The organism is Paucibacter sp. XJ19-41, from assembly GCF_028462495.1.
In the GTDB taxonomy this organism is placed as follows: Bacteria; Pseudomonadota; Gammaproteobacteria; order Burkholderiales; family Burkholderiaceae_C; genus Roseateles_E.
Window position 1 is genome coordinate 12,500 of record NZ_JAQOWX010000049.1, and the last position, 26,415, is coordinate 38,914.

General features: G+C 67.2%; 28 protein-coding genes. 8 read left to right on the forward strand and 20 right to left on the reverse strand.

The annotated features are described in order from the left end of the window. Window positions 1-3: 3 nt before the first annotated feature. The 7 genes from rlmH to PO768_RS14240 are packed head-to-tail and all read right to left on the reverse strand — an operon-like array spanning window position 4 to window position 5,362. Entirely contained in the window at window positions 4-474 is a 471-nt protein-coding gene (gene rlmH / locus PO768_RS14210; protein ID WP_137941841.1) for a 23S rRNA (pseudouridine(1915)-N(3))-methyltransferase RlmH, read from the reverse strand. Beyond that, window positions 474-1,163: a ribosome silencing factor gene (gene rsfS, locus PO768_RS14215; RefSeq protein ID WP_272646571.1), complete on the reverse strand. Its 690-nt coding sequence runs from the start codon at window positions 1,161-1,163 to the stop codon at window positions 474-476. Before rsfS ends, rlmH begins: the two co-directional genes overlap by 1 nt. Next, entirely contained in the window at window positions 1,164-1,790 is a 627-nt protein-coding gene (gene nadD / locus PO768_RS14220; protein WP_272646572.1) for a nicotinate-nucleotide adenylyltransferase, read from the reverse strand. It lies immediately after the preceding gene. After that, window positions 1,781-2,716, reverse strand: a complete 936-nt coding sequence (gene hemF, locus PO768_RS14225) for an oxygen-dependent coproporphyrinogen oxidase (RefSeq protein ID WP_272646573.1) — start codon at window positions 2,714-2,716, stop codon at window positions 1,781-1,783. Before hemF ends, nadD begins: the two co-directional genes overlap by 10 nt. Further along, a complete protein-coding gene (locus PO768_RS14230) occupies window positions 2,716-3,348 on the reverse strand; it encodes a 1-acyl-sn-glycerol-3-phosphate acyltransferase (protein WP_272646574.1) in 633 nt (210 codons plus the stop codon). Before PO768_RS14230 ends, hemF begins: the two co-directional genes overlap by 1 nt. After that, window positions 3,345-4,637, reverse strand: coding sequence for a phosphoribosylamine--glycine ligase (gene purD, locus PO768_RS14235; protein ID WP_272646575.1), 1,293 nt, complete (start codon window positions 4,635-4,637; stop codon window positions 3,345-3,347). Before purD ends, PO768_RS14230 begins: the two co-directional genes overlap by 4 nt. Then, a complete protein-coding gene (locus PO768_RS14240; RefSeq protein ID WP_272646576.1) occupies window positions 4,634-5,362 on the reverse strand; it encodes a YebC/PmpR family DNA-binding transcriptional regulator in 729 nt (242 codons plus the stop codon). The genes purD and PO768_RS14240 overlap by 4 nt, the downstream gene beginning before the upstream one ends. Before the next feature lie 110 nt (window positions 5,363-5,472). Between PO768_RS14240 and PO768_RS14245 the strand changes: the two genes are divergently transcribed. Next, on the forward strand, window positions 5,473-7,002 hold the full coding sequence (locus tag PO768_RS14245) for a helicase HerA-like domain-containing protein (RefSeq protein WP_272646577.1): 1,530 nt from the start codon (window positions 5,473-5,475) through the stop codon (window positions 7,000-7,002). 2 nt (window positions 7,003-7,004) lie between these two features. Here the strand turns inward: PO768_RS14245 and PO768_RS14250 are convergent, their stop codons facing one another. Beyond that, window positions 7,005-7,268: a DUF2798 domain-containing protein gene (locus PO768_RS14250; protein WP_272646578.1), complete on the reverse strand. Its 264-nt coding sequence runs from the start codon at window positions 7,266-7,268 to the stop codon at window positions 7,005-7,007. Window positions 7,269-7,417: 149 nt separating this feature from the next. Between PO768_RS14250 and PO768_RS14255 the strand changes: the two genes are divergently transcribed. Continuing rightward, window positions 7,418-8,356: a LysR family transcriptional regulator gene (locus PO768_RS14255; protein ID WP_269840520.1), complete on the forward strand. Its 939-nt coding sequence runs from the start codon at window positions 7,418-7,420 to the stop codon at window positions 8,354-8,356. Here PO768_RS14255 and PO768_RS14260 read toward each other — a convergent pair. Further along, window positions 8,346-9,179 (reverse strand): N-formylglutamate amidohydrolase, encoded by an 834-nt coding sequence (locus PO768_RS14260; RefSeq protein WP_269840521.1) that lies wholly within the window; start codon window positions 9,177-9,179, stop codon window positions 8,346-8,348. The genes PO768_RS14255 and PO768_RS14260 overlap by 11 nt on opposite strands. 121 nt (window positions 9,180-9,300) lie before the next feature. Between PO768_RS14260 and PO768_RS14265 the strand changes: the two genes are divergently transcribed. Next, complete coding sequence (locus tag PO768_RS14265) at window positions 9,301-10,410, forward strand: sensor histidine kinase (RefSeq protein WP_272646579.1); 1,110 nt, start codon at window positions 9,301-9,303, stop codon at window positions 10,408-10,410. Then, window positions 10,407-11,264 carry a LytR/AlgR family response regulator transcription factor gene (locus PO768_RS14270; RefSeq protein ID WP_272646580.1) on the forward strand — a complete coding sequence of 286 codons (858 nt, stop codon included), beginning with the start codon at window positions 10,407-10,409 and terminating at the stop codon, window positions 11,262-11,264. Before PO768_RS14265 ends, PO768_RS14270 begins: the two co-directional genes overlap by 4 nt. Window positions 11,265-11,373: 109 nt before the next feature. Here the strand turns inward: PO768_RS14270 and PO768_RS14275 are convergent, their stop codons facing one another. Further along, complete coding sequence (locus PO768_RS14275; RefSeq protein ID WP_272646581.1) at window positions 11,374-13,782, reverse strand: TonB-dependent receptor; 2,409 nt, start codon at window positions 13,780-13,782, stop codon at window positions 11,374-11,376. Window positions 13,783-14,320: 538 nt separating this feature from the next. Between PO768_RS14275 and PO768_RS14280 the strand changes: the two genes are divergently transcribed. Beyond that, entirely contained in the window at window positions 14,321-14,584 is a 264-nt protein-coding gene (locus tag PO768_RS14280; protein WP_272646582.1) for a hypothetical protein, read from the forward strand. A gap of 68 nt (window positions 14,585-14,652) precedes the next feature. Here PO768_RS14280 and PO768_RS14285 read toward each other — a convergent pair whose 3' ends face one another. Both PO768_RS14285 and PO768_RS14290 read right to left on the reverse strand, forming a co-directional pair. Next, window positions 14,653-14,970, reverse strand: coding sequence for a hypothetical protein (locus PO768_RS14285; protein ID WP_262969503.1), 318 nt, complete (start codon window positions 14,968-14,970; stop codon window positions 14,653-14,655). Window positions 14,971-15,069: 99 nt separating this feature from the next. Continuing rightward, window positions 15,070-15,621, reverse strand: a complete 552-nt coding sequence (locus PO768_RS14290; protein WP_262969504.1) for a deoxycytidylate deaminase — start codon at window positions 15,619-15,621, stop codon at window positions 15,070-15,072. A gap of 61 nt (window positions 15,622-15,682) precedes the next feature. Here PO768_RS14290 and PO768_RS14295 point away from each other — a divergent pair, with 61 nt between their 5' ends. Beyond that, window positions 15,683-16,366 carry a Crp/Fnr family transcriptional regulator gene (locus PO768_RS14295; protein ID WP_269840526.1) on the forward strand — a complete coding sequence of 228 codons (684 nt, stop codon included), beginning with the start codon at window positions 15,683-15,685 and terminating at the stop codon, window positions 16,364-16,366. 4 nt (window positions 16,367-16,370) lie between these two features. On the opposite strand, the gene PO768_RS14300 is transcribed toward PO768_RS14295, so the two are convergent. The 4 genes from PO768_RS14300 to PO768_RS14315 all read right to left on the reverse strand — a co-directional run bounded on the left by PO768_RS14300 (window position 16,371) and on the right by PO768_RS14315 (window position 22,088). Beyond that, entirely contained in the window at window positions 16,371-19,430 is a 3,060-nt protein-coding gene (locus tag PO768_RS14300; protein WP_262969506.1) for an efflux RND transporter permease subunit, read from the reverse strand. A gap of 13 nt (window positions 19,431-19,443) precedes the next feature. Continuing rightward, the gene (locus tag PO768_RS14305; protein ID WP_272646583.1) at window positions 19,444-20,601 is read right to left on the reverse strand and encodes an efflux RND transporter periplasmic adaptor subunit; all 1,158 of its coding nucleotides are present in this window, start codon (window positions 20,599-20,601) and stop codon (window positions 19,444-19,446) included. A gap of 138 nt (window positions 20,602-20,739) precedes the next feature. Continuing rightward, the gene (gene rnhA / locus PO768_RS14310) at window positions 20,740-21,207 is read right to left on the reverse strand and encodes a ribonuclease HI (RefSeq protein ID WP_137941824.1); all 468 of its coding nucleotides are present in this window, start codon (window positions 21,205-21,207) and stop codon (window positions 20,740-20,742) included. After that, window positions 21,204-22,088, reverse strand: a complete 885-nt coding sequence (locus PO768_RS14315; protein WP_272646584.1) for a class I SAM-dependent methyltransferase — start codon at window positions 22,086-22,088, stop codon at window positions 21,204-21,206. The genes rnhA and PO768_RS14315 overlap by 4 nt, the downstream gene beginning before the upstream one ends. Here PO768_RS14315 and gloB point away from each other — a divergent pair. Beyond that, on the forward strand, window positions 22,087-22,869 hold the full coding sequence (gene gloB, locus PO768_RS14320) for a hydroxyacylglutathione hydrolase (protein ID WP_272646585.1): 783 nt from the start codon (window positions 22,087-22,089) through the stop codon (window positions 22,867-22,869). The two genes, PO768_RS14315 and gloB, sit on opposite strands and share 2 nt — an antisense overlap. Continuing rightward, window positions 22,869-24,410 (forward strand): transglycosylase SLT domain-containing protein, encoded by a 1,542-nt coding sequence (locus tag PO768_RS14325; protein WP_272646586.1) that lies wholly within the window; start codon window positions 22,869-22,871, stop codon window positions 24,408-24,410. Before gloB ends, PO768_RS14325 begins: the two co-directional genes overlap by 1 nt. Window positions 24,411-24,438: 28 nt before the next feature. On the opposite strand, the gene PO768_RS14330 is transcribed toward PO768_RS14325, so the two are convergent. From PO768_RS14330 to PO768_RS14345, 4 genes are all read right to left on the reverse strand, one after another. After that, window positions 24,439-24,828, reverse strand: coding sequence for an MAPEG family protein (locus PO768_RS14330; protein ID WP_272646587.1), 390 nt, complete (start codon window positions 24,826-24,828; stop codon window positions 24,439-24,441). 4 nt (window positions 24,829-24,832) lie between these two features. Then, on the reverse strand, window positions 24,833-25,414 hold the full coding sequence (recR, locus tag PO768_RS14335; RefSeq protein WP_137941819.1) for a recombination mediator RecR: 582 nt from the start codon (window positions 25,412-25,414) through the stop codon (window positions 24,833-24,835). 4 nt (window positions 25,415-25,418) lie between these two features. Next, on the reverse strand, window positions 25,419-25,745 hold the full coding sequence (locus tag PO768_RS14340; protein ID WP_137941818.1) for a YbaB/EbfC family nucleoid-associated protein: 327 nt from the start codon (window positions 25,743-25,745) through the stop codon (window positions 25,419-25,421). Window positions 25,746-25,766: 21 nt separating this feature from the next. Beyond that, window positions 25,767-26,415, reverse strand: a 649-nt coding sequence (locus PO768_RS14345) for a DNA polymerase III subunit gamma/tau C-terminal domain-containing protein (RefSeq protein ID WP_272646588.1), incomplete at its 5' end; no start/stop codon positions are given.

A 26,415-nucleotide genomic window follows, 5' to 3' on the forward strand; every position in this document is an offset into this window, starting at 1 on the left:
CGCTCATTCACGGTGATAGGGATGGCCGGCCATCACCGACCAGGCGCGGTACAGCGCCTCGGCCAGCAGCACGCGCACAAAAGCATGCGGCAGGGTCAGATCGGACAGGCGCAGCGTCTCGTCGGCCGTGGCCTTCAGCGCCGGGTCGAGGCCGTCGGGGCCGCCGATGAAGATGGCCACATCGCGGCCATCGCCCTTCCAGCGCTCCAGACGCTGCGCCAGCTGCACGGTCGTGACGCGGTCGCCGCGTTCATCGAGGATGACGCGGCGCACGCTCCTGGGCAGCGCGGCTTCCAGGCGCTGGGCTTCGGCCGCCATCAGCTGCTCGGTGCTCTTGCCGGCGCTGCGCGGCTCGGCCTTGACGGCCTTCAGTTCCAGGCGCATTTCGGGCGGGAAGCGCTTGGCGAAGTCCTCGTAAGCCGTGTCGGCCCAGGCCGGCTGGCGCTGGCCCACGGCCACCAGCAGCAGCCGCATCAGGCGCGGGCGACCTTCTTGGCCGCAGACTTCACCGGCGCTGCCTTCTTCGCTGCCGGGCGGGCAGCCGCCTTCGCGGCGGTCTTCTTGGCGGCAGGCTTGGGCGTGCCGACCTTGATGGTCTTGACGGCCGGCGCTTTGACTGCGGTCTTGACGCCGACGGTGCGGGTCACGCCCTTCTTCGCCGGCACGGCCTTCTTGGCTGCAGGCTTGGCCGTGGCCGAGGTTTTCTTCGCAGCAGGCTTCTTGACGGCCGCAGGCGCAACCTTGGCCGTCGTCTTCTTCGCAGCCGGCTTCTTGGCCGGGGCCTCGTCTTCGGAGGCCTTGACCAGCTTGGTCTCGCTGTCGCCGAGCTTGAGCTTGACCGGCTTGTCGCCCCAGATTTCTTCGAGGTGGTAGTAGTCGCGGATCGCGGGCTGCATCACATGGACGACGGCGGCGCCGCAGTCGACGATGATCCACTCGCCGTTCTCCTCGCCTTCCATGCGCATCACGTCCATGCCGCGTTCCTTGACCGTCACGCGCACGCTGGACGCGAGGGCCTTGGTCTGGCGGTTGCTGGTGCCCGAGGCGATGATCACGCGCTCGAACAACGGCGACAGATGCTCGGTGTTGAAGACCACGATGTTCTGGGCCTTCACGTCTTCCAGACCATCGACGATGGCACGTTGCAGTTTACGAATGTCCATTCAGTTCTCGCTTCTTTGGGCCGCAGCCTCGTAAAGACGATGGAGGGCAATATAACCCGCTACCGCCTCGCCCACCATGGGGCGAATGTCCTCGCCACGCGACGCCATGTCGCGCACTTGGGTTGATGAATAAGCCAGGGCCGGCATCGCCAGCCTCAGCATCCGGTGCGGCTGGCCCTGCAGCTCGGCCGAGGCCTGGATGGCCTGGCCGTCGCGCGCCGCCACCGCCAAGGTGACCAGGCCGAGCAGCTCGCGCCACTCGCGCCAGGTGTGCAGCCGCGCATACTGGTCCTGGCCGATCAGCAGGAACAGCTGCTCATCGGGCCGCTGCGCCAGCCGCGCGCGCACCGTGTCTATCGTGTAGCTGGCGCCGTCCCGCTCCAGCTCGCTGTCGTCGACCGCGAAACGCGGCTCGCCGGCGACCATCAGCGCAACCATCGCCCGCCGGTGCTCGGGCGAGGCCAGACCGCGCCCCGATCCTGGCTGCAGCTTCTGCCAGGGCCGGCCGGCCGGCAGCCACAGCAGCTGGTCCAGGCCCAGCTGCTCCAGCGCGCAGCGCGCCAGGCTCAGATGAGCCAGATGGACCGGGTCGAAGCTGCCGCCGAACAGCCCGGTCTTCAAAGCCATAAATGCCCGGCCTGCTCATGGGCCCAGTCGCGCGGGCGCAGGAAGTCCGTGTATAGCTTGGCCTCCAGCGTACCGGGCTCGGGCGCGTACTGATAGCGCCATTTGACGATGGGCGGCATCGACATCAGGATCGACTCGGTGCGCCCGCCCGACTGCAGGCCGAACAGGGTGCCGCGGTCGAACACCAGGTTGAACTCGACATAGCGGCCGCGCCGGTAGGCCTGGAAGTCGCGCTCGCGCTCGGTATAGGGCAGGCCCTGACGGCGCTCGACGATGGGCATATAGGCCGGCAGGAAGGCATCGCCCACCGAGCGCAACATCGCGAACGCGGCCTCGAAACCACCGTCCGCATAATCATCGAAGAAGATGCCACCGATGCCACGCGGCTCGTTGCGGTGCTTCAGGAAGAAGTACTCATCGCACCAGGTCTTGAAGCGCGGATAGAGCTGCTCGCCATGCGGCTTCAGGGCCGCCTCGCAGGTGCGGTGGAAATGCTGCGCATCGCGCTCGAAGCCGTAGTAAGGCGTCAGGTCCATGCCGCCGCCGAACCAGACCACCGGCGCACGGTCCGCCGGCAGCGCCGCGAACATGCGCACATTCATGTGCACGGTCGGCACAAAGGGGTTGTGCGGGTGCATCACCAGCGACACGCCCATGGCCTCGAAGGGCGAGCCGGCCAGCTCGGGCCGGTGCTGGGTGGCCGAGGGCGGCAAGACCCGACCCCGCACATGCGAGAAATTGCAGCCGCCGCGCTCCAGCAGCGCGCCGTTCTCGATCAGCTGGGTCAGGCCGTCGCCCTCCAACCGGCCGCCGGGCTCGCGCTCCCAGCCGTCGCTGAGAAAGGGCTGACCATCGGCCGCCTCGAAGCTGGCGACGATGGTCTGCTGCAGACCCAGCAAATACTCGCGGACTGCCAAGGTATTCATCATGGATTGAGCCTCACCGGACTGGCCAGCTCGGGCCGTTTGCCACGCTTACCGGCCAGATACTGCGCCATCAGCGCAAAGTCCGCCTCGGCATTGCCACTGAGTTGCACAAAGTGGATCAGCCCCACGGTCTTGCTGGCGAAATCGAAATAGGCCAGGCCCACCGGCACACCGGCCTGCACCGCCACCTGATAGGCGCCGGAGCGCCAGCCGGCGCTCAGCGAGCGCGTGCCCTCGGGCGCGGCGGCCAGCCAGAAGCTGCGCCCCTCGGCGCGCGCCGCCTGCAACTGCGCCACCGTGCCACCGACCAGGCCCTGCTTGCTGCGACGCTCCACCGCGACGCCGCCCAACCAGCGCAGCCAGCGGCCGAACAGCGGCAGGCCGAACAGGCTGTTCTTGACCCAGAAACGAAGTTCCAGCCCCAGCGCCCATTTGGACATCAGGCCCAGCACAAAGTCCCAGTTCGAGGTGTGCGGATAGACCAGGATCACGCCCTGCGGCCCCGGCAGCCCGCCGAACAGCAGGCGCCAGCCGGCCAGGCGCAGCAGCGAGCGTGCCAGCGCATGGCCTTGCGGCTGCACCGGCATCGCACCGGAGATGGCTTGCGGCCCAGCGGAGAAGCTCGCGCTCAACGCTTCACCGCCCGGTGGCCGATGTCGCGGCGGAACTGCTTGCCCTCGAACTGGATATTGACCAGGCTGTCATAGGCCAGTTGCTGCGCCTTGCGCACCGACTCGCCCAGCGCCGTCACGCACAGCACGCGGCCGCCCGAGGTCTGCAGCTGGCCGTCGACCTCGGCCGTGCCGGCGTGAAAGACCATCGCATCTTCCGCATCGGCCGGCAGGCCCGTGATCGCATCACCCTTGCGCGGCGCCAGCGGATAGCCGTGGGCGGCCATCACGACGCCCAGCGCCACACGCCGGTCCCACTGCAGCTCGACCTGGTCCAGCGTGCCGTCGGTGGCCTGCAGCAGCACCTCCAGCAGATCGCTCTTGAGCCGCATCATGATGGGCTGCGTCTCCGGGTCGCCCATGCGGGTGTTGAACTCGACGGTGCGAGGCTGGCCCAGCTCGTCAATCATCAGCCCGGCATAGAGAAAACCGGTGAAGGGGATGCCGTCGCGCGCCATGCCCTGGATGGTGGGCATGATGATCTCGTGCATCGCCTTCGCATGCACATTGGGCGTCACCACCGGGGCCGGCGAGTAGGCGCCCATGCCGCCGGTGTTGGGGCCCTCATCGCCGTCCAGCAAGCGCTTGTGGTCCTGGCTGGTGGCCAGCGAGACGACGTTCTTGCCATCGCACAGCACGATGAAGCTGGCTTCCTCACCGCTCAGGAACTGCTCGATGACTACACGCGCGCCACCTTCGTTGTGAACCACGCCCAGCTTGCCTCCGTTGGCATCCGGCGCCAGGATCCAATCGATGGCTTCGTGCGCCTGCTCAAGACTGGTCGCGACGACCACGCCCTTGCCGGCCGCGAGGCCATCGGCCTTGATGACGATGGGCGCACCCTGGCCATCGACATAGGCATGGGCGGCGGCGGGATCGCTGAAGACTTCGTAAGCAGCCGTCGGGATGCCGTGGCGCTTCATGAAGTCCTTGGCGAAGGCCTTGGAGCTCTCCAGCTGCGCGGCCGCCTTGGTCGGGCCGAAGATGCGCAGGCCACGGGCACGGAACTCGTCGACGACGCCGGCGGCCAGATAGGCCTCAGGCCCGACCACGGCCAGCGCGATCTTCTCGGCCTCGGCGAAGTCGGCCAGCGCCTTCACATCGGTGATAGGAATGTTCTTCAGCAGCGGGTCGCGGGCCGTGCCGCCATTGCCCGGAGCGACAAAGACCTGGCTGACCCGCTCACCCTGGGCCAGCTTCCAGGCCAAGGCATGTTCACGGCCGCCGTTGCCAAGCACGAGAACTTTCATGCGGCCTCGATGCTTGCGTTATGGAACACATCCTGGGTGTCATCCAGGTCTTCCAGCACATCCAGCAGTTTTTGCATGCGTTCGGCGTCCTCGCCCGTCAGTTCAATCGTGTTGTCCGGCCGCATCGTCACCTCGGCCACCTCGGGGTTCAGGCCGGCGGCCTCCAGCGCGTTCTTGACGGCCTCGAAGGCCGGCGCGGGCGTCAGCACCTCGATGGCGCCATCGTCGTCAGTGATCACATCGTCGGCGCCGGCTTCCAGCGCCACCTCCATGATCTTGTCCTCGGAGCTGCCCGGGGCAAAGATCAGCTGGCCGCAATGCTTGAACTGGAAAGCCACCGCGCCTTCGGTACCCATGCTGCCGCCATACTTGCTGAAGGCGTGACGCACCTCGGCGACGGTGCGGACCCGGTTGTCCGTCATCGTGTCGATGATGATGGCCGCGCCGCCGAAGCCATAGCCTTCGTAGCGGATTTCCTCGTAATTGACACCTTCAAGGGCGCCAGAGGCCTTGTCGATGTTGTACTTGATGCGGTCGGCCGGCATGTTCGCGGCCTTGGCCTTGTCTACGGCCAGGCGCAGGCGCGGATTCTCCTTGACATCACCGCCGCCCTGACGGGCCGCGACGGTGATTTCACGGATGATGCGGGTCCAGATCTTGCCGCGCTTCTCGTCCTGACGACCTTTGCGGTGCTGAATATTGGCCCATTTGGAATGCCCTGCCATTGCCTGCTTCTCCTGGCGAGCGCACCCCTTCGCATGCCGGGGGCGGCTCCATGTTTTGTTGGATAGACTGCGATTTTAGCCGCCGCCACCATATCTCCTGGAGAACCCCAATGGCCGACCCGATTCTGCTGGCTCGCAACGCGGCCACCGAGTGCCAGCTCTTGCCCGCGCTGGCGAACCGCCACGGCCTGATCACCGGCGCCACCGGAACCGGAAAGACCATCAGCCTGCAGTCGCTGGCCGAGAGCTTTTCCAAGCTCGGCGTGCCGGTCTTCATGGCCGACGTCAAAGGCGATCTGACCGGCATCTCGCAGACCGGCAAGCCCAGCGAGAAGCTGCTGGCGGTGCTGAAGGATCGCGGCATAGAGCCGCCCGCGCCGATCGCCTGCCCCACCACCTTGTGGGATGTTTTCGGCGAGCAGGGCCACCCGGTGCGCGCCACTGTCTCCGACATGGGCCCGCTGCTGCTGGCCCGCATGCTGGCGCTCAACGAGACCCAGCAAGGCGTGCTGCAGATGGTCTTCAAGATCGCCGACGACGCCGGCCTCTTGCTGCTGGACCTGAAGGATTTGCGCGCAATGCTGCAGCATGTCGGCGACAACGCCGCGCAGTTCACCACCGAGTACGGCAATGTCTCGGCCGCCAGCGTAGGCGCGATCCAGCGCGGCCTGCTGCAGATCGAGGCCCAGGGCGGCGACAAGTTCTTCGGCGAGCCCATGCTCAACATCGCCGACTTCATGCAGACCGAGGCCGGCCAGGGCGTGATCAACATCCTGGCGGCCGACAAGCTGATGAACGCGCCGCGGCTGTACGCGACCTTCTTGCTTTGGATGCTGTCCGAGCTGTTCGAGACCCTGCCCGAGGTCGGCGACCTGGAGAAACCCAAGCTGGTGTTCTTCTTCGACGAGGCCCATCTGCTGTTCAAGGAGGCGCCGGACGCGCTGGTCGAACGCATCGAGCTGGTCGTGCGCCTGGTGCGCTCCAAGGGCGTCGGCGTCTATTTCGTGACCCAAAACCCGCTGGACATCCCGGACACAGTGCTGGGCCAGCTGGGCAACCGGGTCCAGCATGCCTTGCGCGCCTTCACGCCGCGCGACCAGAAGGCCGTCAAGTCGGCCGCCGAGACCATGCGACCCAAGCCCGGACTGGACATCGGCGCGGCCATCACCGAGCTGGCGGTCGGCGAGGCCCTGGTCAGCCTGCTGGACGAGAAGGGCCGGCCCGGCATCACCGAGCGCGTCTTCGTGCTGCCGCCGGGCAGCCAGATCGGGCCGATCTTGGCCGAACAGCGCGTTGCGCTGATCAAGGATTCGCTGGTGGCCGGCGTCTACGAAAAGCTGGTGGACCGCGAGTCAGCCTCCGAGAAGCTCAAGGGCCGTACCGCGGCGACGATGGCCGATGAGGCCACGGCCGCGACGAACCAGGGCAAGCCCGGGCAGACGGCAGAAGACGGCGGCCTGATGGGCGGTCTCAAGGACATCCTGTTCGGCTCCACCGGCCCGCGCGGCGGACGCCGCGAGGGCCTGGCCGAAACGGCCGCCAAGTCGGCGCTGCGCACGATGGGCTCGACCGTGGGCCGCGAGATCATCCGCGGCGTGCTGGGCAGCATCCTGGGCGGTGGCACGAAAAAGCGCCGCTGAGCTCAGTCGGCCACCGTCGCGGCGACCAGCCTCAACACCAGCGGCCGCACCAGCATCACGCAGCAGAACGCCACCGGAAAGGCCAGCGCATAAGTGCCCAGCACCCGGCTCAGATAGCCCGGGCCGAGCCCGGTGTTGACGCCGACGATGACCAGGCACATCAGCATGGCCATGATGCCGGCCATATAGAAGGCGAATACCGCCGGCGTGAAGCGCTTGGGCAGGCCGCGTGCGGCCGTGGTCTTGGACAGGGTGGGCTGATTCATAGTGGTCAGGTAGGCATGAATGGAATGGGATTGGCGCCACTGTAGGCACGCAGGGCCTGGCTGATAAGCCCATCGGCGCCCTGCTCACTCGATGTCAAAAGCATCGAGTGAGCCCCCATCAATAGCCAAGATCCAACATAATCTGGCGCATGGACACCCTCAGCGGCATTGCCGCCTTCGTCAAGGCCGTGGAGGCCGGCAGCATCGCCGCCAGCGCCAGGCAGCTGGGCATCACGCCGGCCTCGGCCGGCCAGGCCATCGCCAGGCTGGAGGCCTCGCTGGGCACAAGGCTGCTGACCCGCAGCACGCGGGCACTGGCGCTGACCGAGGCCGGCGAGCTCTATTTCCAGCGCGTGCGCGATCTGCAGGCCCAGCTGGAGCAGGCGCGCGCCGATGTCACCGCCTTCAGCGGCGAGCCGCGCGGCCGGCTGCGCATCGCCGCCTCGGTGGCCTTCGGCCGGCATCTGATCGCGCCGCTGCTGCCTGCGTTTGCGCGCGCCCATCCGCGCATCCAGCTGGAGCTGACGCTGGCCGACCGCAGCGTCGACCATGTGCGCGAGGAGTTCGATCTCAGCATCCGCTTCCGGGCCCAGCTGGAGCCGGGCCTGATCGCGCGGCGCATCGCGACGGCGCCGATGCTGTTCTGCGCCTCGCCCGACTACCTGGCGCGCGCCGGGCGGCCGACCCGGCCGGAGCAGTTGCAAGAGCACGACTGCCTGGGCTTTCGCCTGCCGGTGGACGGCCGGCTGCTGCCCTGGGCTTTCATCACGCGCGAGGGCGAGCGCATCGTGCCCGAGCTGAAGATCAGCTGCCTGGCCAATGACATCGACGCGCTGGCCGCGCTGGCCATCGGCGGCATGGGCATCGCCCGGCTCGGCAGCTTCGTCGCCAGGGAGCCGCTGCGCCAGGGCCTGCTGCTGCCGCTGTTCCTGGCTGAGGACGAAGCCCAGGCCGTGGCCGAGCCGCTCGAGTTCTTCGCCTGCTGGCGCGAGCGCCGCCAGATGCCGGCGCCGCTGCGCCTGTTCATCGACTATCTGGGCGAGGCGCTGCGCGAGCACCCGGCCCTCGAAACCCCGCCTACGCGCTGATGTGCCGCGCCAGCGCCGCCAGCATCGCCTGGATCGCGGCCTGGGCGCGCGCAAAGCCCTCGTTGGGCTGATGGCTGGCCACATCCATATAGAGCGAGCGCTTGATCTCGATCTGCACCGAGTGGCACAGCGCGGCCGGGTTGCCGGAGCGCTGGATCAGGGTCACGCCCTTGAAGGGCTCGTTGAAGGCCACGCTATAACCGGCCGCACGCAGCGGCTCGGCCAGCACCAGCAGGGTCGCGGCGTCGCTGCTCGCGCCGTCCAGATTGCCCAGCACGAAGTCGGCCAGTTGGCGCTCCGGCAGGCCCAGCTGGGCATAGGAGTCGTCGGGCATCGAATGCACGTTCAAATGCCAGCGCCGGCCATGCCGCGCCAAGGCGTCGTCGAGCAGGCGGCGCAGCGCCAGGTGATAGGGCCGATAGCAGTCGCGGATGCGCGCCTGCACCTCGGCCACCGTCAGGCGCCGGTCATAGATGTCGCGGCCCTGTCCCATCGTGCGCCAGATCAGGCCGATGCCCAGCTCGGTCTTGCGGCTGGGTGTGACGGCGCCGGGCCAGTCCGCGTCCAGCATGGCCGGGTCGATATCGTCCAGGCCCCGGTTGGGGTCGATATAGGCACGCGGAAACTGCGCGGCCAGCAGCGTGGCGCCGAGGCTGTGCGCGCCTTCGTAGAGCCGCTCGACAAAGGCGTCCTCGCCCTCGCGCAAGACGCTCAGCGGCTGGCGGCTGCCGAAGTCGGCCGGGTAGTGCTGGCCGCTGTGCGGCGAGTCGATGATCAGCGGGATCGCCGGGGCGCTGGGCGGGGTCAGGACAAAAGCTTGCATGGGCGGCATTGTGCGTGAGGCGCCGGGCCACTCGCGCCCGCCCGGTGCGGCTCGCGCCCGCTCCGTGCGCGTCGTCGCAGCGCCGGCGATCGTCGGCCTCACCTGCTCGACAATGGCCGCCATGCCGCTGCCCCCCTCGATACACAGACTCTCAAGCCGCCTGCCCTACCCGCTGCGCATGGCCGGCGTCACGACCTTGTTCTCGGCCGGCATCGGCCTGCTGGTCTATGGCTTCTCACGCAACAATCTGCTGGCCAGCCTGGTCTACTCGATCACGATAGGTCTGATGTGCTGGGCGCTGATCGATGCCTCGCGCGCCCTCAGCGCGGCCGTGATGCGGCGGTTGCGGCCCGGCTGCGAGGCGCATAAACACGACTGGCCCGGCTGGCCGGTGATGCTGGGCTGCGTGGCGCTCAGCGTGCCGCTGGCCTACAGCCTGGGCAGCGGGCTGGCCGACCAGCTCCTGGGCTACCGCACGCGCAGCCTGTGGAACAGCCACTGGCGTGAGATCGCCGGCCTGCTGCTGGTCTCGCTGCTGGCCTCCATCGTGGCCACCGGCTTCTTCTATGCGCGCGGCCGCCTCCATGCCAGCCAGGTCGAGGCCGAACAGGCGCGCCGCCAGGCCGCCGAGATGCAGCTGCGCCTGCTGGAGTCGCAGCTGGAGCCGCATATGCTGTTCAACACCCTGGCCAATCTGCGCGTGCTGATCGCGCTGGACGCAACGCGCGCCCAGGCCATGCTGGACCAGCTGATCGCCTTTTTGCGCGCCACACTGAACGCCTCGCGCAGCGGCGCCCATCCGCTGCGCGAGGAGTTCGCGCGGCTGGCCGACTATCTGGCCCTGATGCAGGTGCGCATGGGCGCGCGGCTGCGGCCGCAGCTGATCCTGCCCGAGGAGCTGGCGGGGATGCCCATCCCGCCACTGCTGCTGCAGCCCCTGGTCGAGAACGCCATCCAGCATGGGCTGGAGCCCCATATCGAGGGCGGCGAACTGATCATCAGCGCGGCAAGTCACGAGCGGGGTCAGCTCTTGCTGCAGGTGCGGGACACCGGCGCCGGCCTGGGCCAGGCCGGCCCATCGACGGGTACCGGCTTCGGCCTTGAGCAGGTGCGTGCCCGGCTGGCGACCCAGTACGGCAGCGCCGCCGCGCTGCGCATCGAGCCGGCCCATGACGAGTGCGGCGGCACTCTGGTCAGCATCACCCTCCCCTTCACCGAAGTCCAGTCATGAACAGCACCTGCACCGCCCTGATTGCCGAAGACGAACTGCTGCTGGCTGAGAGCCTGCGTGCCGACCTGGCCGCGCTGTGGCCCGAGCTGCAGATTGTTGCGATGGCCGCCCATGGCGAGGCCGCGCTGGAGGCCGCGCTGCGACTGCGTCCCCAGGTGCTGTTCCTGGACATCCGCATGCCGGGCATGACGGGATTGGAAGTGGCGCAGGCGCTGGCCGAGGACTGGCCCGACGGCGATCAGAACAGCACGCCCTTCCCGCTGCTGGTCTTCGTGACCGCCTACGATCAGTACGCGCTGAAGGCCTTCGAGCAGGCTGCGCTGGACTATGTGCTCAAACCCGTGCAGCGCGAGCGCCTGGCGCAGACCTGCAGCCGTTTGCAGACGGCCCTGCGGCAACGCGTGGCCGCATCGTCGGCACCACAGCGCCCCGCCGACAGCGGCGCGATGGCGGCGGTGGCCCAGCTGCGCCAGTTGCTGGCTGCACCCGGTGTACCCGAGGCGCTGGGGCTGCCGGCCGCTGCGGCCCAGCCGCTGCGCCTGCTGCAGGTCAGCGTCGGCCAGACCATCCATATGGTGCCGGTCAGCGAGGTGATCTATTTCGAGGCGGCCGACAAGTATGTGCGCGTTGTCACCGGCGACAAGGAGCATCTGGTACGCGCCTCGCTGCGTGAGCTGCTGCCCCAGCTCGACGCGCAACAGTTCTGGCAGGTGCACCGCAGCGTCGTGGTGCGCACCGAGGCGATCACCCGCGCGGTGCGCGACGAGGCCGGCAGGCTGAGCCGGCATCTGCGCGACCGGCCGGAGCGGCTGGCAGTCAGCCGCATGTTTGCGCATTTGTTCAAGGGGCTGTGACTCGCGCGACCAATGGAAAAACCGCATGGCGGTTGACCATGCGGCTCGGCAAAGGCGCCGCCTCGTGGGCAGCGCATGAAACGGGGCTTAAAGCCCCGGATCCACTTGCTTAGTTGAAGTCAGCGCTCAATGACACCGAGAAGAAGCGCGGTGCACCCAGGTAATAGAATACGCTCTGCGCCGGTCGGTTGGGGTAGGCAGTAGCGTTGGACACCGTGCCGGAACTCGGGTTGCGATACTTCTCGTTGGTGATGTTGCTGATATTCACGCGAAGTTGCGTGTTGCTGAGCATGCCAAGGGTGCCGAAGTTGTAACCGCCGTCCAGGTCAAGGACGGTATAGGCAGGCACTTCTTCATCATTCATCAGCGTAGCGTACTGCTTGCCGGTGTACTTGGCCTTAAGACGTGCATAGAACGGGCCTGTAGCGTATTGCAGCGACGCGCCGATCATCTGCTCGGGCGTCAGCGTCATCTGCTTGCCCGAGGTCGGCAGCGTCGAGGTGGCAGACACCACGTAGTCGTCCTTCACCTTGCTCTTCTGTAGCGTCAGCGAGCCGTACGCAGTGAAACCACCCCAGAACGGCGCCGAGCCAGCCTCCAGTTCCAGGCCGCGATTGTTGGTCTTACCGATGTTCTGGTAGGTCGAAACCTGGGTGTTCGGGTCGTAGGCCGTGGCTTGGCGATCCTTGAAATCCGAGTTGAAGACCGTGGCCGACAAGGAACCCATGCGGGTCTGCAGACGATAGCCCACATCCGTCATGATTGACGTCTCAGGCTTCACATCGACGATTGGGACCACAGTGCTGTTGAGAACGCGCACGTTGGAAGCCATGAAAGCGAAGTTGGCCGGTGCCTTGAAATTCTTTGCGACGCTCAGGAACACCTGGTTGTTGCGATCCAGGTTGAAGCGCACGCCGACCTGCGGCAGCACGTCGTTGAAGGACTTCTTGATGTTGTAGGACGGCAGTCGGGCGCGAGTGATCGGGTCGGTGCTACCCTCATTTTCATAGCTCGTCACATCACGAGTCACATGCGGCGTACGCACGCCCAGGCTCAGCATGCCGCGATCATTCATAAAGCTGATGCTGTCGCTCAGATATGCCTGATAAGCGGTGCTGGTCGTGTCCGCGTTGCGGCCTTGGTAGCAGGTTCCGTCGGCACGGTCGATGCAACCGTCCTTCAGCCAGATGTCGGCGGGACGGCCGGCATCCGTGATCTGAACGGCAGGCTGGGTCTGGCGATGGCTGGCGCGTTCATACCAGATACCGGCCTTCAGATAATGATCACCCAGCGTGGTGCTGAGTTCGGCGGTAACGCCCGGGCGCTGGGTGCGGGTCTGACTGGCACGGGCGACACGCCAAGTGTCCAGGGTATCGCCGTCCCCGTTGATGTCCACAGCACCGCCGATCAGACTTGACGATTCACGAAGAGCCTGCTCCGACCAGCCGCCATTGCCCAGGCCAAACCACATGTAAGGCTGGACCTTCAGGTAGGTGTTTTCGGCCACCTTGAACGAGCCCGAGACCGAGATGATCGCGTTCTCGAAGGGGTTCAGGGCCATGTCGTAATACGTATTGACGAACGAGTTGGCGGTTTCTGTCTGGGCCGTGCCGTTCACCGGGGCCGGGCGCGCCTTGATCGTGGTCGAGTAGTCGAAGTTGTAGCCGTTGTCATTCAACTCCTTCAGGCTCGGGTTGTAGATGTTGTTGTTGATCGCACGGTTGTAGACGACCGAGCCGAGGATCACATTGTCCTGATCGATGTCGTAGCGGAAAGCCGCATCAATATGGTCCTTTTTGGCCTTGCCCTTGCCCTTCCACTTGTCGGCCTGGGTGTGCGAGTAGCTCAGAAACACCTTCATCTTGTTGTCGAAGAAACGGCCAGAGTCGAAACGCACATAGGTGCGCGTCAGGTCCAGTTGCCCCAAGGTCTGAGCGAAGCGGAAACGGCGCTTATCTTCAGGATCGCAGGTGGTAATACTCACATTGCCGCCGGTCGCGCCAGCATGGGGCGATTCGGCATCAGGGCTACCCTGGGTCACACCCTGGGTGCAAACGTTTTCCTGATCGACGTACTCTTGCGGATAGACCGCGAAATTACCGGAGTCGTTTACCGGCACGCCGTTGATCGTGAAACCCAATTGATCAGAGTTGAAACCCCGCACCGACAGACCACCGCCGAACAAGCCGGTGGCGTCATGGTTGAAGGAGTTGATGCTGGGCAGAAGTGCAAGAGCCTGGTAAGGATTGCCCGTGGCGCGATCCTTCTCGACCGCCGCCTTCGTGACTGTGCTGCGGCTCTTGGCCACATCTTCATTCAGCATCTGACCGGCGCCAAGTTTGTTGCCCTCGCCAACGATCGTGATCGTACCTAGACGAACGGCATCATCCTTAGCGCGGGGGGCCGCTTCGCTCGAATCGGCTGCAGGCGCAGTTTGGGACATTGCGGGTGCAGCGACCAGCAGTGCAACAGCCGCGCTCAGCGCGGTTTTGGAAAAAAACAAACGTTTGCTATTCATTCTGATCAACCTCTAAGTGAACGCAGACTGGCGCCTGCAAACAAAAACCAACAAAAAATGTAGTGCCGAGGACAACCGCAAACGTTTGGGATCGCGGTTTTCCCACACCGAGGAACTACGGCTTGAAAGAAGCTGCTGTTTGTGCTGCCCGGCTCGCTCGCTCCCTTTGCGAGCGAACTTGCACCATCGCGATGCAAAGCGCCACGCTCGTGCCTCATCTACCCGAACTCGTATAGCAAAGACGGTGCCAGCAAGACCTGAAACAACTCTCATCGCTGCCCCGCGAAGGGTGGCCCATGAGCACAGCTCGATCAAATTTTCCGTGTGACAGTTTGGCGACGCGATATGTAAGCCAGATGACATGCACTGAGGCCGTGCGCCGATGCACGCAAATACAACAGCGGCGATGTGCATCGGGCTGGGCGTGCAGACCGGATCCTTGTCGACCCGAATGCGTCAAAGCGCTGGCTTTTCAGCCGCAGTTGAGCGATAAACAAGCTGACGCGAAGCTGACAAAATAGGCGCGAGGAGTTTGATCATGACTCTGCAGCAACTGACCCAAGTCAAGCATTGGCTGATCCTGCATGGCGGCCGCCACCCGGTGGAATCGCAGGCCTGGGACCTGGTCCTGACCTGCTGGGTGCTGGGCTGGATCAGCGTGCCCAGCCTGCTGCTGCTGGAGGCCTGGGTGGCGCTGCCGCTGAGCCTGGCGGCCTTTCTGCTGCCGACCTGGTATGCCCGGGCGCGCCGGCGCCTGCATCGTCAGGGACGGCTGCGCTGCGACTGGCTGACCGCGCTCTGAGCCCTGCGCTCGGCAATAGAAAAAGCGCCCTCGCGGGGCGCTTTGTGAATGCGGCCAAGCCTGGCGCTTCAGTGCATCAACGCGATCCATTCGCCGGCGCGCTGATAGCTGTCAAACAACTGCATCGCAAGTTCTCGCAAGGCCTGATTGCCGCTCGCATGCGCATCGGCCAGGCGCTCGAAGGCGTAGAGCCGGTCGTAGAGCATGCGGGTCGGCTGCAGGCGCAGCCCGGCCTGCTGCATCAGGGTCTGGAAGGCCTGCAGCTGGGCGCCGTCCACCGGGCCGGCAATCGACAGGCCCAGGTCGGGCACCTCGGCGACGCCGGCGTCGAAGAACTCCAGTGATGGGCGGCTCTGGGCGGGAATCAGGTGCAGCGGGATCATCATCGTCGAACTCCTCGAACCGGCGGGTTGATGGCTCGGATGATGCCGGGAGCCGGCGCAACTTAAGCGAGAAAAAGCCGGCGCTTCACCCGCTGATTCGGCTCAAGTCGCGCCCTTGGTCGCGCCATCGACCAGCGCCTGCTGCGTGATGAAACCGGCCAAGGCCTCGGACCACTGCGCCGACGGCGGCTCCAACTCTTCGAGCGAATGGATATGAACCCCGGCATCGGCCAGCATCTTGTTGGCGGCCTCGTTGGCCCGCGAGTGATGCAGCTTCTTCTCCAGATAGATCACCTGGCGGATGCCGACCTGGATGATGGACTGCACGCAGCGCGGGCAGGGAAACTGGGTCGCATAGATCGTGCTGCCGGTCAGCGGCAGCACGACGCAGTTCAGGATGGAGTTGACCTCGGCATGGACGATGTAGCTGTGGCGCGATTGATAGGGGTCCGAATCGTCATCGGCCCAGTAGCCGGCATCCTCGTCGGAGCAGCCGCGCGGCAGGCCGTTGTAGCCGACGCCCAGGATCTTGTTGTCGGCGCTGACGATGCAGGCGCCGTTGCGCTTGCGTTCGTCCTTGGAGCGCGCGGCGGCCAGCAGGGCCACGCCCATGAACATGGAGTGCCATCGGATCAGGGGCTGATTCTTCGTCATAGCTGCGGTGATGTTGGAGGCTGAGCCGAACTGTACCGGGCCTGCCTCCTAGAATCGCCGCATGAGCTTGCAAGAGATGCTGGAGAAGTCGATCTGGGGCCGCAACCTCAGCCCCGCCGAGATGCAACGCGTGCAGGCGGAGTGCCGCGAGCGCCGGGTGGCGGCCGGCCAGGCGATGGTACGCATGGGCGAGCCGGCCGAGCATTGGGTCGGGCTGATCAGCGGCTTCGGCAAGATGAGCGTAGGCAGCCCCGACGGCCGCGAGACCACGCTGATCGGCACCGCGCCCGGCGGCTGGTTCGGCGAAGGCACACTGATCAAGCGCGGCCGCTGGCAGTACGAGGGCGTGGCCCTGCGCGACTCGCACCTGGCCCTGCTGCCGCGCGAGACCTTCGAGTGGCTGCGCGCCACCAGCCTGCCCTTCAACCACTATCTGCAGCACCTGATGAACGCCCGCATGGGCAGCTTCATCGCCCAGCTGTGCAACCAGCGCCTGCTGGACTGCACGGCGCGGGTCGCACGCAGCCTGGCCGCGCTCTACAACCCCGAGCTCTACCCGGAGCCGGGCCTGTTCCTGGACCTGCGCCAGGTCGAGGTGGCCCAGCTGGCCGGCATCTCGCGCCAGCGCGCCAATGCCGCGCTGCAGCGCCTGGAGGCCGCCGGACTGCTGAACATCAGCCGGCGCGGCATCGAGGTACTGAGCCTGGCCGGCCTGCGCGACTACGCCAGCCCGCGGGCCGATTGATCCCTCAGGACGCCAGCGCCGGCGTCGTGATCTCGCCGGGCGTGCTCTTGCGCGCGAACAGCGTGTACATGGTCGGCACGACGAAGATGGTCAGCAAGGTGCCGAAGCTCATGCCGCCGACGATGACCCAGCCGATCTGCTGACGGCTCTCGGCGCCGGCGCCGCTGGCCAGGGCCAGCGGGATCGCGCCCAGCACCATCGCGCCGGTGGTCATCAGGATGGGGCGCAGGCGCAGTGCCGAGGCCTCGATCACCGCCTCCATCACGTCCTTGCCCTGCTGGCGCAGCTGGTTGCTGAACTCGACGATCAGGATGCCGTGCTTGGTGATCAGCCCCACCAGCGTGATCAGGCCGATCTGCGAGTAGACATTGAGCGTGCCGCCCGACCATTGCAGCGCCGCCAACGCACCGACCATGGACAGCGGCACCGCCAGCATGATCACAAAGGGATCGATGAAGCTCTCGAACTGCGCCGCCAGCACCAGGAAGATGAAGAGCAGGGCCAGCACGAAGACCAGGCCCAGCGCGCCGCTGGACGAGCGGAACTCGCGCGAGACGCCGTTGAGCTCGGTCGCGTAGCCCATAGGCAGGATCTCGCGCGCGGTCGCGTCCATGAACTCCAGCGCCTCGCCCAGCGCATAGCCGGGCGCCAGATTGGCCGTGATGGCCACCGAGCGGCGCTGGTTGAAGTGGTTCAGCTCGCGCGGGCTGACCGCCTCGCGCACCTTGACCAGGCTGGCCAGCGGAATCATCGCGTCGCCACGGCCGCGCACGAACAGCTTCTCGATATGGTCGGGCGTGGTGCGGCCCACCGCATCGGTCTGCACGATCACGTCGTACTGCTCGGCGTCACGCTTGTAGCGGGTCACATTGCGGCCGCCCAGCATGGTCTCGACGGTGCGCGCCACCTGGTCGACATTGACGCCCAGATCGGCCGCGCGCTCGCGGTCCACCTCCATGAAGACCTCGGGCTTGTTCAGGCGCAGATCGTTGTCGGGCTGCACAAAGCCCGGGTTCTTGGCCAGCGCGGCCATGAACTGCTGGGTCACGCCGGCCAGATTGGCATAGCTGTCGCTGGTCAGGATCACATAATTGATCGAACGCTCGCGAAAGCCCTGGCCCAGGCTCGGTGGCGTCACCGCGAACACGCTGACCCCCGGCAGCCCGGCCAGCTGCGGCTGCAGCCGGCGCGCCAGCTCCTGGGTGCTGACATCGCGGTCCACCCAGTCCACCGTGCGCAGGATGCCGGTGGCCTGAGCCACGGTCGCGCCGCCGACAAACATGAAGCGGCGGTCGAACTCCGGATAGCCGGCCGCGACCCGGTCGATTGCATCCAGATAGCGGGCGGTGAACTCCAGGGTCGAGCCATCCGGCGCGCTGATCGGCATGAAGATCACGCCTCGGTCCTCCAGCGGCGCCAGCTCGCTCTTCGCATGGCTGAACAGCCACCAGCTGTAGGCGCCCGAGGCCACCATCACCGCCACCACCAGCCAGCGGGTGCGCAGCGCGAAGCGCAGCGCGGCCGCATAGCGATCGCTGATCCAGACCAGCACCCGCTCCATGCCGGTGTCGAAGCGCGTGGGCTTGCTGTTGTGGCGCAGCAGCTTGCTGCACATCATCGGCGTGAGCGTCAGCGCAACAAAGCCCGACACCACGACGGCGCCGGCCAGCGTCAGCGCGAACTCGACGAACAGCCGCCCGGTGCGCCCCGGCGTGAAGGCCAGCGGCGCGAACACCGCCACCAGGGTCAGCGTCATCGCGACCACCGCGAAGCCGATCTCCTTGGCCCCCTTCAGCGCCGCCTGGAAGGGCTCCAGCCCCTCCTCGATATGGCGGAAGATGTTCTCCAGCACGACGATGGCATCGTCGACCACCAGGCCGATCGCCAGCACCAGGGCCAGCAGGGTCAGCGTGTTGATCGTGAAGCCGGCGGCCGCCATCAGCGCGAACGAGCCGATCAGGCTGATCGGGATCGTCACCAGCGGGATGATGGAGGCCCGCAAGGTGCGCAGGAACACGAACACCACCAGGGCCACCAGCACCACCGCCTCGGCGATGGTGGTGTAAACGGACTTGATCGAACGGTCGATGAAGACGGAGTTGTCATTGGCCGGCCGCACCGTCACGGTGTCCGGCAGGTCCTGCTGGATGCGCGGCAGCATGGCCTGCACGCCGGCCGACACATCCAACGGATTGGCCGTGGCCTGACGGATCACACCCAACGACACCGAGGGCACACCGTTCAGCCGCACGCGCGAGCGCTCGCTGGCGGCGGCCTCCTCGATGCGCGCCACATCCTTGAGCCGCACCGTGAAGCCGCTGGCCTGCTTCAGCGCCACCTCGGCGAACTGCGCCACCGTGTTCAGGTCGGTGCGCGCGGTGACATTGAACTCGCGCTGCTGGCTCTCGATGCGGCCGGCCGGCACCTCCAGGTTCTGGCGGCGCAGCGCGTCCTCGACGTCCTGCACCGTCAGCTTGTAGGCGGCCAGCCGGTCCGGGTCCAGCCAGATGCGCATCGAATACTTGCGATCGCCGCCGATCTGCACATCGGCCACGCCCGGCACGGTCTGCAGCCGCGGCTTGACGACGCGGTTGACCAGATCGGTGATCTGCAGCGGGTCCAGGGTCTCGCTGGTGAAGGCCAGCCAGATCGTCGGCGTCGCATCGGCCTCGACCTTGGCGACGATGGGCTCGTCCACCGCATCGGGCAGACGGCCGCGCACCCGCGAGACGCGATCGCGCACATCGGCGGCGGCATCGTCGGGATTCTTCTCCAGCTTGAAGCGCACCGTGATCTGGCTTTGCTCGGAGCGCGAGATCGAGGTCAGGATGTCGACGCCGTCGATGCCGGCGATCGAGTCCTCCATCGGCTTGGTGACCTGGGTTTCGATCACCTCCGACGAAGCCCCCACCAGCCGGGTGCTGACCGTCACGACCGGCTCGTCGATGCGCGGGTACTCGCGCAGCGAGAGCTTGTCGAAGGACACGATGCCCACCAGCAGCAGCAGCAGCGACATCACGGTCGCAAAGACGGGGCGGCGTATCGAGGTTTCAGAGATGCGCATGAGGCAACCCTCCTTAGCGGCTGGCGGCCGAGGCGGTCGGCGCGGGCGCGCGAGCGGCAGCCGGCTTGTCCAGGTCCACCAGTTTGACCGCTTGCGACTCGCCGCGCATCAGCGGCCCCTGCCCCGCCGTCACGACCCGGTCGCCGGCCTTGACGCCGCCCAGCAGTTCCACCTTGCCCGGCACCCGCATGCCCAGCTGCGCCTCGACGCGCTGCGTCATCAAGCGCCCATCGGCGCCCTCGACCAGCTTGACGACAAACTGCTTGCCGCCCATCGGTACCAGCGCCTCCTCGGGCACGACCAGGGCCTGCTCGCGCAGCGCGAACACCACCCGCACGCGGGCGAACAGCCCCGAGCGCAGCATGCTGGTGTCGCCCAGCAGGCGCGCGCGCACCAGCATCGACCGCCCCGCCGTGTCCAGCTGGCTGTCCAGCGCCTCGATACGGGCCTTGAACTCGCGGCCCGGCAAGGCATCCAGGCCCAGCGACACATCCTGGCCCAGGCGCAGCTGGGGCACGAAACGTTCGGGCAGGCGGAAATCCACCCACATCGACGAGGCATCCTCGACGCTGACCAGATCGGCGCCGTCTTTCACATAGTCACCCAGATTGATCAGCCGTATGCCCATCACGCCGTCAAAGGGTGCACGCACCTGCAGCCGCGCCAGCTGGGCCCGGGCCAGCGATACCTGGGCCTCGGCCACCTTCAGGGTCGCCTCCGCCTGGTCGACCACGCTGGGCGAGACGAAACTCTGGGCCAGCAGCTCACGGTTGCGCTGCAGCTGGGTGCGGGCGATGCCGGCCTGGGCCTCGGCCTGCTGCAGCTGCGCCGCCTGCAAGGCCTCGTCCAGCTGCACCAGCAGCTGGCCCTGGCGCACGCGCTGGCCGTCGGTGAAACCGAGCTTGGTGATGCGGCCGCTGACCTCGGGCCGCAGCATCACCGACTGGCGCGCCCGCAGCGCGCCGACCGCCTGCGCGTCGTCGGCCAGGCTCTGCACCTGAACCCGGCCGGCCTCGACGCTGAGCGGGCCGCGCCCGCCCGGCTGGCCAGCTTGGCCGGACTTGGCCGCCGCCTGGGCCTTGCCCGGCTGATGCTGCCACCAATAGGCCAGCGCACTGAGCCCGACCAACGCAACAACCGCAACGACGCTATGTAGTTTCTTGAAGCTCATGCATTTTTCTCCGACCGCGCACTGTAGCGGCGAACACATGTTGTTGCAGTCGGCGCTGCGGCAATACGGCACTGAAACACGGCGGCAGAGGCGTCAACAGCACCCGCCGGGCGCACAGCGCACGCCCCCGGCCGGCATTCAGACGCTGGCAGCGCCCCGGTTGGCCAGCGCATCGGCGCGCTCGTTGCCCGGGTCGCCGGCATGGCCCTTGACCCAGCGCCACTCCACCTCATGCAGCTTGCGCAGCGCGTCCAGGCGCTGCCAGAGCTCGACGTTCTTGACCGGCTTGCCGTCGGCGGTCTTCCAGCCGCGACGCTGCCAGCCGCTGATCCACTCGGTCATGCCCTTGCGCACGTACTCGCTGTCGGTGTAGATCGTGATCTTGCAGCTGCGCTTGAGCGAGGCCAGCGCCTCGATCACCGCGGTCAGCTCCATGCGATTGTTGGTGGTGTTGGCTTCGCCGCCGAACATCTCCTTGTCGTGGCCGCCCGAGCTCAGCCAGGCGCCCCAGCCGCCCCGCCCGGGATTACCCTTGCAAGCCCCGTCGGTGTAAATCGTCACCACCGGCTTTTGGATGGTGGCGGCGGGCTTGTTCTCTGTCGTCATTCGTTCGCTTCTCGGTGCTTGTGATGTTGATGCAAGGCCACGGCGGCGCGCGCCTTGGCGGGCCGGGCCGGCTGGCGGGCCAGGCCGATCAGGCGCATGCCGTGCACGCGCTTGACCGCAGTGAGGAAATAAACCGCGCCCAGCACCGGCCACCAGCGCGAGCCCACGCCCTCCAGCCAATCCCAGCGCTTGAGCCATTTGTCGCTGCGCAGCGGCGGGCAGTAGCCGCCGAACTGTGCGCCCTCGACCTCGAAGCTCAAGAGGCGCAGCCAGTCGCGCAGCCGCCAGTAGCCGATGAAATCGCCGGCGCGCGGCAGATAAAGCCGCTCGCCGCTGCCCGGCAGGCGGTTCACCAGCCGGCCCAGATTCTGCCGCAGCCCCCAGGCACTGGCCGGATTGATGCCCGAGATCACGAGCCGCCCCTCGGGCCGCAGCACCCGCTCGACCTCACGCAGCGTGCGGTGAGGGTCCGGCGCCAACTCCAGCGTGTGGGGCAGCAGCACCAGGTCCAGGCTGTTGGCCTCGAAGGGCAGCGCATCGAACTCGCCGAACAGCGCCACGCCCCGGTCGGCGAGCTGGGTGTCCAGGCCGAACTGGCTGAAACCGGCCTGCGCTTCCTCATCGGCCGGCACGCTGGCATGCCAGTCCGCCGCGTTCTGCGCCAGATTGTCCAGCGCCAGCCAGCGGTGCGGCATGCGGTTGGCGCGCAGCCCCTGCAGCTCGGGCAGGCCGAGCTGCAGCGCATGGAAACCGAACAGGTCGACCACGGCCGCATCGAGCTGGGCCTGCTCCCAGGCCAGCAGATAACGGCCGGGCGGTGTCTGCAGCCAGGCGGCCAACTCTACAATCGAGGCTTCACGCGTCACAAGAACTCGCTGCATGGATTTGGTCGCACTGCCCGCCTTTACCGATAACTACATCTGGATGCTGCACGACGGTGCGCAAGCCCTGGTGGTGGATCCCGGCGAGGCGGAACCCGTGCTGCGCGCCCTGGACCACTATTCGCTGCGCCTGGCCGGCATTCTAGTGACCCACCATCACGGCGACCATGTCGGCGGCCTGGCCGGCCTGCGGCCGCGCCTGCAAGGCCCCGTCTTCGGCCCGGCGCGCGAGACCATTCCGGGGCCTGTGCAGGCCTGCAGCGGCGGCCAGTGCTTCGAGCTGCTGGGCCAGCAGATCCGCGCGATCGACGTGCCCGGCCACACGGCCGGCCATATCGCCTATCTGATCGAGACGCCCAGCGATGCCAGCGCACCCCTGCTGTTCTGCGGCGACACGCTGTTCTCCGGCGGCTGCGGCCGCCTGTTCGAGGGCACACCGGCGCAGCTGCAGGCCTCGTTGCAGGCGCTGGCCGCGCTGCCCGGTCACACCCGAGTCTGCTGCGCGCATGAGTACACCTTGTCGAATCTGCGTTTTGCGCGGACCATAGAGCCCGCGAATCCGGCGCTGCTCGACTACCAGGCCTGGTGCGAGACCCGCCGCCACGACAATCTGCCGACCCTGCCCTCGACCATAGGTCAGGAACAAGCCATCAACCCCTTTCTGCGCTGCGACCAGCCCGCCGTGCGGGCCGCCGCCCTGGCCTACCAGCCGCAGCTCCTGGACACCGACCCTGTTGCGGTGTTCGCCACCCTGCGGCAATGGAAAAACGACTTCCGATGATGATCAACACCCCCCCGCCCACACTCTCCACGCTGGCGCTGGCCTTGCTGCTGGGCGCCTGCGCCAGCACCCCGCTGCCGCCGATGGAGTCTGCCGCCCCGGCTCCGCAGCTCAGCACCGCAGCGACCGCCGCGCCGGTGGCCGAGTCGCCGGCACCCGGCACCCTCGCCGCTCTGCCCCAGGTCGAGGACGCGTTGCAGCCCGGCGTCACCGTCGACCTGAACGACGCCAAGGCCAAGGCCGATCTGTGGGTACGGGTGCGCGGCGGCTTTGCGATGCCCACGCTGGAGAACGATCTGGTGCGCCGTGCCGAGGCCTGGTACAGCCAGCGCCCCGACTATGTGGCGCGCATGACCACGCGCGGCGGCCGCTACCTCTACCACATCGTCGTCGAGGTCGAGAAGCGCGGCATGCCGATGGAGCTGGCCCTGCTGCCCTTCATCGAGAGCGCCTTCAATCCGCAAGCCCTGTCCAGTGCCAAGGCCTCGGGCATGTGGCAATTCATGCCGGCCACCGGTCGCGATTTCGAGCTGCGCCAGAACATCTTCCGCGACGACCGCCGCGATGTGCTGGCCTCGACCCGCGCCGCGCTCGACTACCTGGGCCGTCTGCACACCATGTTCGGCGACTGGCATCTGGCACTGGCGGCCTACAACTGGGGCCAGGGCAATGTGCAGCGCGCCATCAAGCGCAACGAGCGCGCCGGCCTGCCGACCGACTACGAGAGCCTGCGCATGCCCGACGAGACGCGCTACTACGTGCCCAAGCTGCAGGCGGTCAAGAACATCGTGCTGCGCCCCGAGGCCTTTGCGCTGTCCCTGCCCGAGATCGCCAACCACCCCTACTTCCTCAGCGTCAATATCGACCGCGACATCGATGTCGATGTCGCCGCTCGCTTTGCCGGCATGACGGTCGATGAGTTCAAGCAGTTCAACCCGCAGGTCAACAAGCCGGTGATGCTGGCCGCAGCGACCGAGCAGGTGCTGCTGCCCTACGACAACGCCGACGCCTTTGCCCGCAATCTCGCCGCCCACCGTGGCGCGATGGCAAGCTGGACCGCCTGGGTGGTGCCGCGCACGATGAAGCCGGCCGATGCCGCCCCGCAGGGCGGCATGAGCGAGGCCGCGCGGCGCGAGATCAACAAGATCCCGCCGCGCATGCTGGTGCGCCAGGGCTCGACCCTGCTGGTGCCGCGCAGCGCCAAGCGCAACCAGGATGTGTCCGAACATCTGGCCGACAACGCCAGCATCAGCCTCGCGCCCGATGTGCCGGCGCTGCGCCGTGTCAGCTTCAAGGCCCGCAAGGGTGAGACCGTCGCCAGCGTCGCGCAGCGCTACAAGGTCAGTGCCAGCCAGGTCGCGCAGTGGAACAAGGTCTCGGCCAAGGCCGCCTTCAGGCCCGGCCAGACCCTGGTGGTCTACACGCCCAACAGCCAGCGTGTGGCCGCAGCGGCGCGCACGGCCAAGGCCGTCAAGGCGGGCCGCCCGGCCGCGAAGAGCACCCGGGTGGCCTCGGCGGCGCGCAAGGCAGCCAAACGCTGATCACAGGGCTGATCACAGCGCCGATCGATCAGGCGAAGAACAAGGCCACCGCGCTGCCCAGCGCGGCAAACCAGGCCAGCGAGCGCAGATTCGGCTGGTCGGCCAGGTACAGGCCGATATAGGCCAGGCGGAAGGTGATGAAGGACAGCGCCAGCATGTCGATGCGCTCCTGCACCGCCCCCATCTGCTGCGCCGCCAGCACACCGGCAATGAACAGCGGCAAGGCCTCGAAGCTGTTGGCCTGGGCCGCGTTGGCGCGGGCCTGCCAGCCCGACAGGCCGGCCAGCCAGGCGCGGGGATTGTGGTTGTCGAAGCCACCGTCGCGGCGCGGCTTGCCGAAGCCCTTGGACTTGGCCACGCCGGCGCAGAGGATGGGCAGCACACAGGCCGCGATGATGCAGTAGTTGGCAACAGTCATTCGCTCAGCGCCTATCGGTCAAAGCATGGGCAATGGTGCCCAGATCCACATACTCGAGTTCGCTGCCCACCGGCACGCCGCGCGCCAGCCGGGTGGCGCGGATGCCGCGCGAGCGCAGCGCCTCGGCCAGCACATGGGCGGTGGCCTCGCCCTCGGCGGTGAAGCTGGTGGCCAGGATCACCTCCTCGACCGCCGCCTCGGCCGCGCGCAGCAACAGTTGCTCGGCACCGATGGCCTGGGTGGACAGGCCGTCCAACGGACTCAGCCGGCCCTGCAGCACGAAGTAGTAGCCGCGGTAGGAGCCGGTGCGCTCCAGCGCGGCCTGGTCGGCCGGACTCTCGACCACACACAGCAGGCGTGCGTCGCGCTGGGCATCGGCGCAGATCGCGCATATCGGCGCCTCGCTGAAGGTATGGCAACGCTGGCAGTTGCCCACCTGGGCCATCGCCGCGGTCAGCGAGGCCGCCATGCGGCGCGCGCCCTCGCGGTCGTGCTGCAGCAGGTGGTAGGCCATGCGCTGGGCCGATTTCTGGCCCACGCCCGGCAGGCGCTTGAGCGCCTCGATCAGATCGTCGAGTGCGGTCAAGGGCTTAGAAGGGGAACTTCATGCCGGGCGGCAGCGGCATGCCGGCGGTCAGCTTGCCCATCTTCTCGGCGCTGACTTCCTCGGCGCGGCGCAGGCCGTCGTTGAAGGCGGCGGCGACCAGGTCTTCCAGCATGTCCTTGTCATCGGCCAGCAGGCTGGGATCGATGGTCAGGCGCTTGACCTCGTGCTTGCAGGTCATCGTGACCTTGACCAGGCCGGCACCCGACTGGCCCTCGACCTCGATATTGCCGAGCTCGTCCTGTGCCTTCTTGAGGTTGTCCTGCATGGCCTGGGCCTGCTTCATCAGGCCGGCGAGTTGACCCTTCATCATGTGCGTATCTCCTAAAGGTGTTCAGTGGGGTTTGATCGACCCGGGCACGATGCGCGCCGTCTTGAACTGGGCCAGCAGTTGCTGGACCAGCGGGTCTTGGAAAACGAATTGTTCGGTCTGGCGCTGGCGCGCCTGGACGTCCGCGGCATCGCGCAGCGCCGGCGAGTCCTGTGCCACGCCGGGCTCGACCTCGATGGCCACCGGGCGCTCCAGCACGGCAGCCAGCGCCGCCTGCAGCTTGTCCTTCAGCGCCGGCTGGCGCAGCGACTCGCGCTCGACCTTCAGCCGTATCAGCGCTGTCTCGGCCTGCTCGTCGAAGCCGACGCACTCGGCCTGCAGCGCCAGCTCGCGGGCCAGCGCCACCAGGCTCAGGCGCTTGACCAGCCCGGCCCAGCGCTCGCCCAGCGGCGTCGGTGACAGCTGCACATCGCTGCCGGCGGTGGAGGCGTAGACGCCGCCATGGCCGGCGGACTCGCCCGGCTCGGCCGACTCGTCGCCGCCGGCCTGCACCACCGCACCACCCTCCTCATCGGCGGGCGGCGCATCCAGCCAGGGCGGCGGCTCGTCGGCCTCGCCGCGCTCGTCGATCACCACCGGGCGCGGACGCAGCCGGGCACTCAAGCTGCCGACCTCGGCCTGGGCGCGCGGCGACATCGGTGCGGGCTGCGCC

What these genes read in the sequence shown, in the direction of transcription:
- PO768_RS14255 (WP_269840520.1), top strand. Translation starts at nt 7,418, where the DNA reads ATGGACACCCTCAGCGGCATTGCCGCCTTCGTCAAGGCCGTGGAGGCC.
- PO768_RS14275 (WP_272646581.1), bottom strand. Translation starts at nt 13,782, where the DNA reads ATGAATAGCAAACGTTTGTTTTTTTCCAAAACCGCGCTGAGCGCGGCT.
- gloB (WP_272646585.1), top strand. Translation starts at nt 22,087, where the DNA reads ATGGATTTGGTCGCACTGCCCGCCTTTACCGATAACTACATCTGGATG.
- PO768_RS14325 (WP_272646586.1), top strand. Translation starts at nt 22,869, where the DNA reads ATGATCAACACCCCCCCGCCCACACTCTCCACGCTGGCGCTGGCCTTG.
- nadD (WP_272646572.1), bottom strand. Translation starts at nt 1,790, where the DNA reads ATGGCTTTGAAGACCGGGCTGTTCGGCGGCAGCTTCGACCCGGTCCAT.
- hemF (WP_272646573.1), bottom strand. Translation starts at nt 2,716, where the DNA reads ATGAATACCTTGGCAGTCCGCGAGTATTTGCTGGGTCTGCAGCAGACC.
- rnhA (WP_137941824.1), bottom strand. Translation starts at nt 21,207, where the DNA reads ATGACGACAGAGAACAAGCCCGCCGCCACCATCCAAAAGCCGGTGGTG.
- PO768_RS14305 (WP_272646583.1), bottom strand. Translation starts at nt 20,601, where the DNA reads ATGAGCTTCAAGAAACTACATAGCGTCGTTGCGGTTGTTGCGTTGGTC.
- PO768_RS14290 (WP_262969504.1), bottom strand. Translation starts at nt 15,621, where the DNA reads ATGACGAAGAATCAGCCCCTGATCCGATGGCACTCCATGTTCATGGGC.
- PO768_RS14285 (WP_262969503.1), bottom strand. Translation starts at nt 14,970, where the DNA reads ATGATGATCCCGCTGCACCTGATTCCCGCCCAGAGCCGCCCATCACTG.
- PO768_RS14295 (WP_269840526.1), top strand. Translation starts at nt 15,683, where the DNA reads ATGAGCTTGCAAGAGATGCTGGAGAAGTCGATCTGGGGCCGCAACCTC.
- PO768_RS14265 (WP_272646579.1), top strand. Translation starts at nt 9,301, where the DNA reads ATGCCGCTGCCCCCCTCGATACACAGACTCTCAAGCCGCCTGCCCTAC.
- PO768_RS14250 (WP_272646578.1), bottom strand. Translation starts at nt 7,268, where the DNA reads ATGAATCAGCCCACCCTGTCCAAGACCACGGCCGCACGCGGCCTGCCC.
- PO768_RS14280 (WP_272646582.1), top strand. Translation starts at nt 14,321, where the DNA reads ATGACTCTGCAGCAACTGACCCAAGTCAAGCATTGGCTGATCCTGCAT.
- PO768_RS14330 (WP_272646587.1), bottom strand. Translation starts at nt 24,828, where the DNA reads ATGACTGTTGCCAACTACTGCATCATCGCGGCCTGTGTGCTGCCCATC.
- PO768_RS14270 (WP_272646580.1), top strand. Translation starts at nt 10,407, where the DNA reads ATGAACAGCACCTGCACCGCCCTGATTGCCGAAGACGAACTGCTGCTG.
- PO768_RS14260 (WP_269840521.1), bottom strand. Translation starts at nt 9,179, where the DNA reads ATGCAAGCTTTTGTCCTGACCCCGCCCAGCGCCCCGGCGATCCCGCTG.
- PO768_RS14245 (WP_272646577.1), top strand. Translation starts at nt 5,473, where the DNA reads ATGGCCGACCCGATTCTGCTGGCTCGCAACGCGGCCACCGAGTGCCAG.
- purD (WP_272646575.1), bottom strand. Translation starts at nt 4,637, where the DNA reads ATGAAAGTTCTCGTGCTTGGCAACGGCGGCCGTGAACATGCCTTGGCC.
- PO768_RS14240 (WP_272646576.1), bottom strand. Translation starts at nt 5,362, where the DNA reads ATGGCAGGGCATTCCAAATGGGCCAATATTCAGCACCGCAAAGGTCGT.
- PO768_RS14340 (WP_137941818.1), bottom strand. Translation starts at nt 25,745, where the DNA reads ATGATGAAGGGTCAACTCGCCGGCCTGATGAAGCAGGCCCAGGCCATG.
- rsfS (WP_272646571.1), bottom strand. Translation starts at nt 1,163, where the DNA reads ATGGACATTCGTAAACTGCAACGTGCCATCGTCGATGGTCTGGAAGAC.
- PO768_RS14300 (WP_262969506.1), bottom strand. Translation starts at nt 19,430, where the DNA reads ATGCGCATCTCTGAAACCTCGATACGCCGCCCCGTCTTTGCGACCGTG.
- PO768_RS14315 (WP_272646584.1), bottom strand. Translation starts at nt 22,088, where the DNA reads ATGCAGCGAGTTCTTGTGACGCGTGAAGCCTCGATTGTAGAGTTGGCC.
- rlmH (WP_137941841.1), bottom strand. Translation starts at nt 474, where the DNA reads ATGCGGCTGCTGCTGGTGGCCGTGGGCCAGCGCCAGCCGGCCTGGGCC.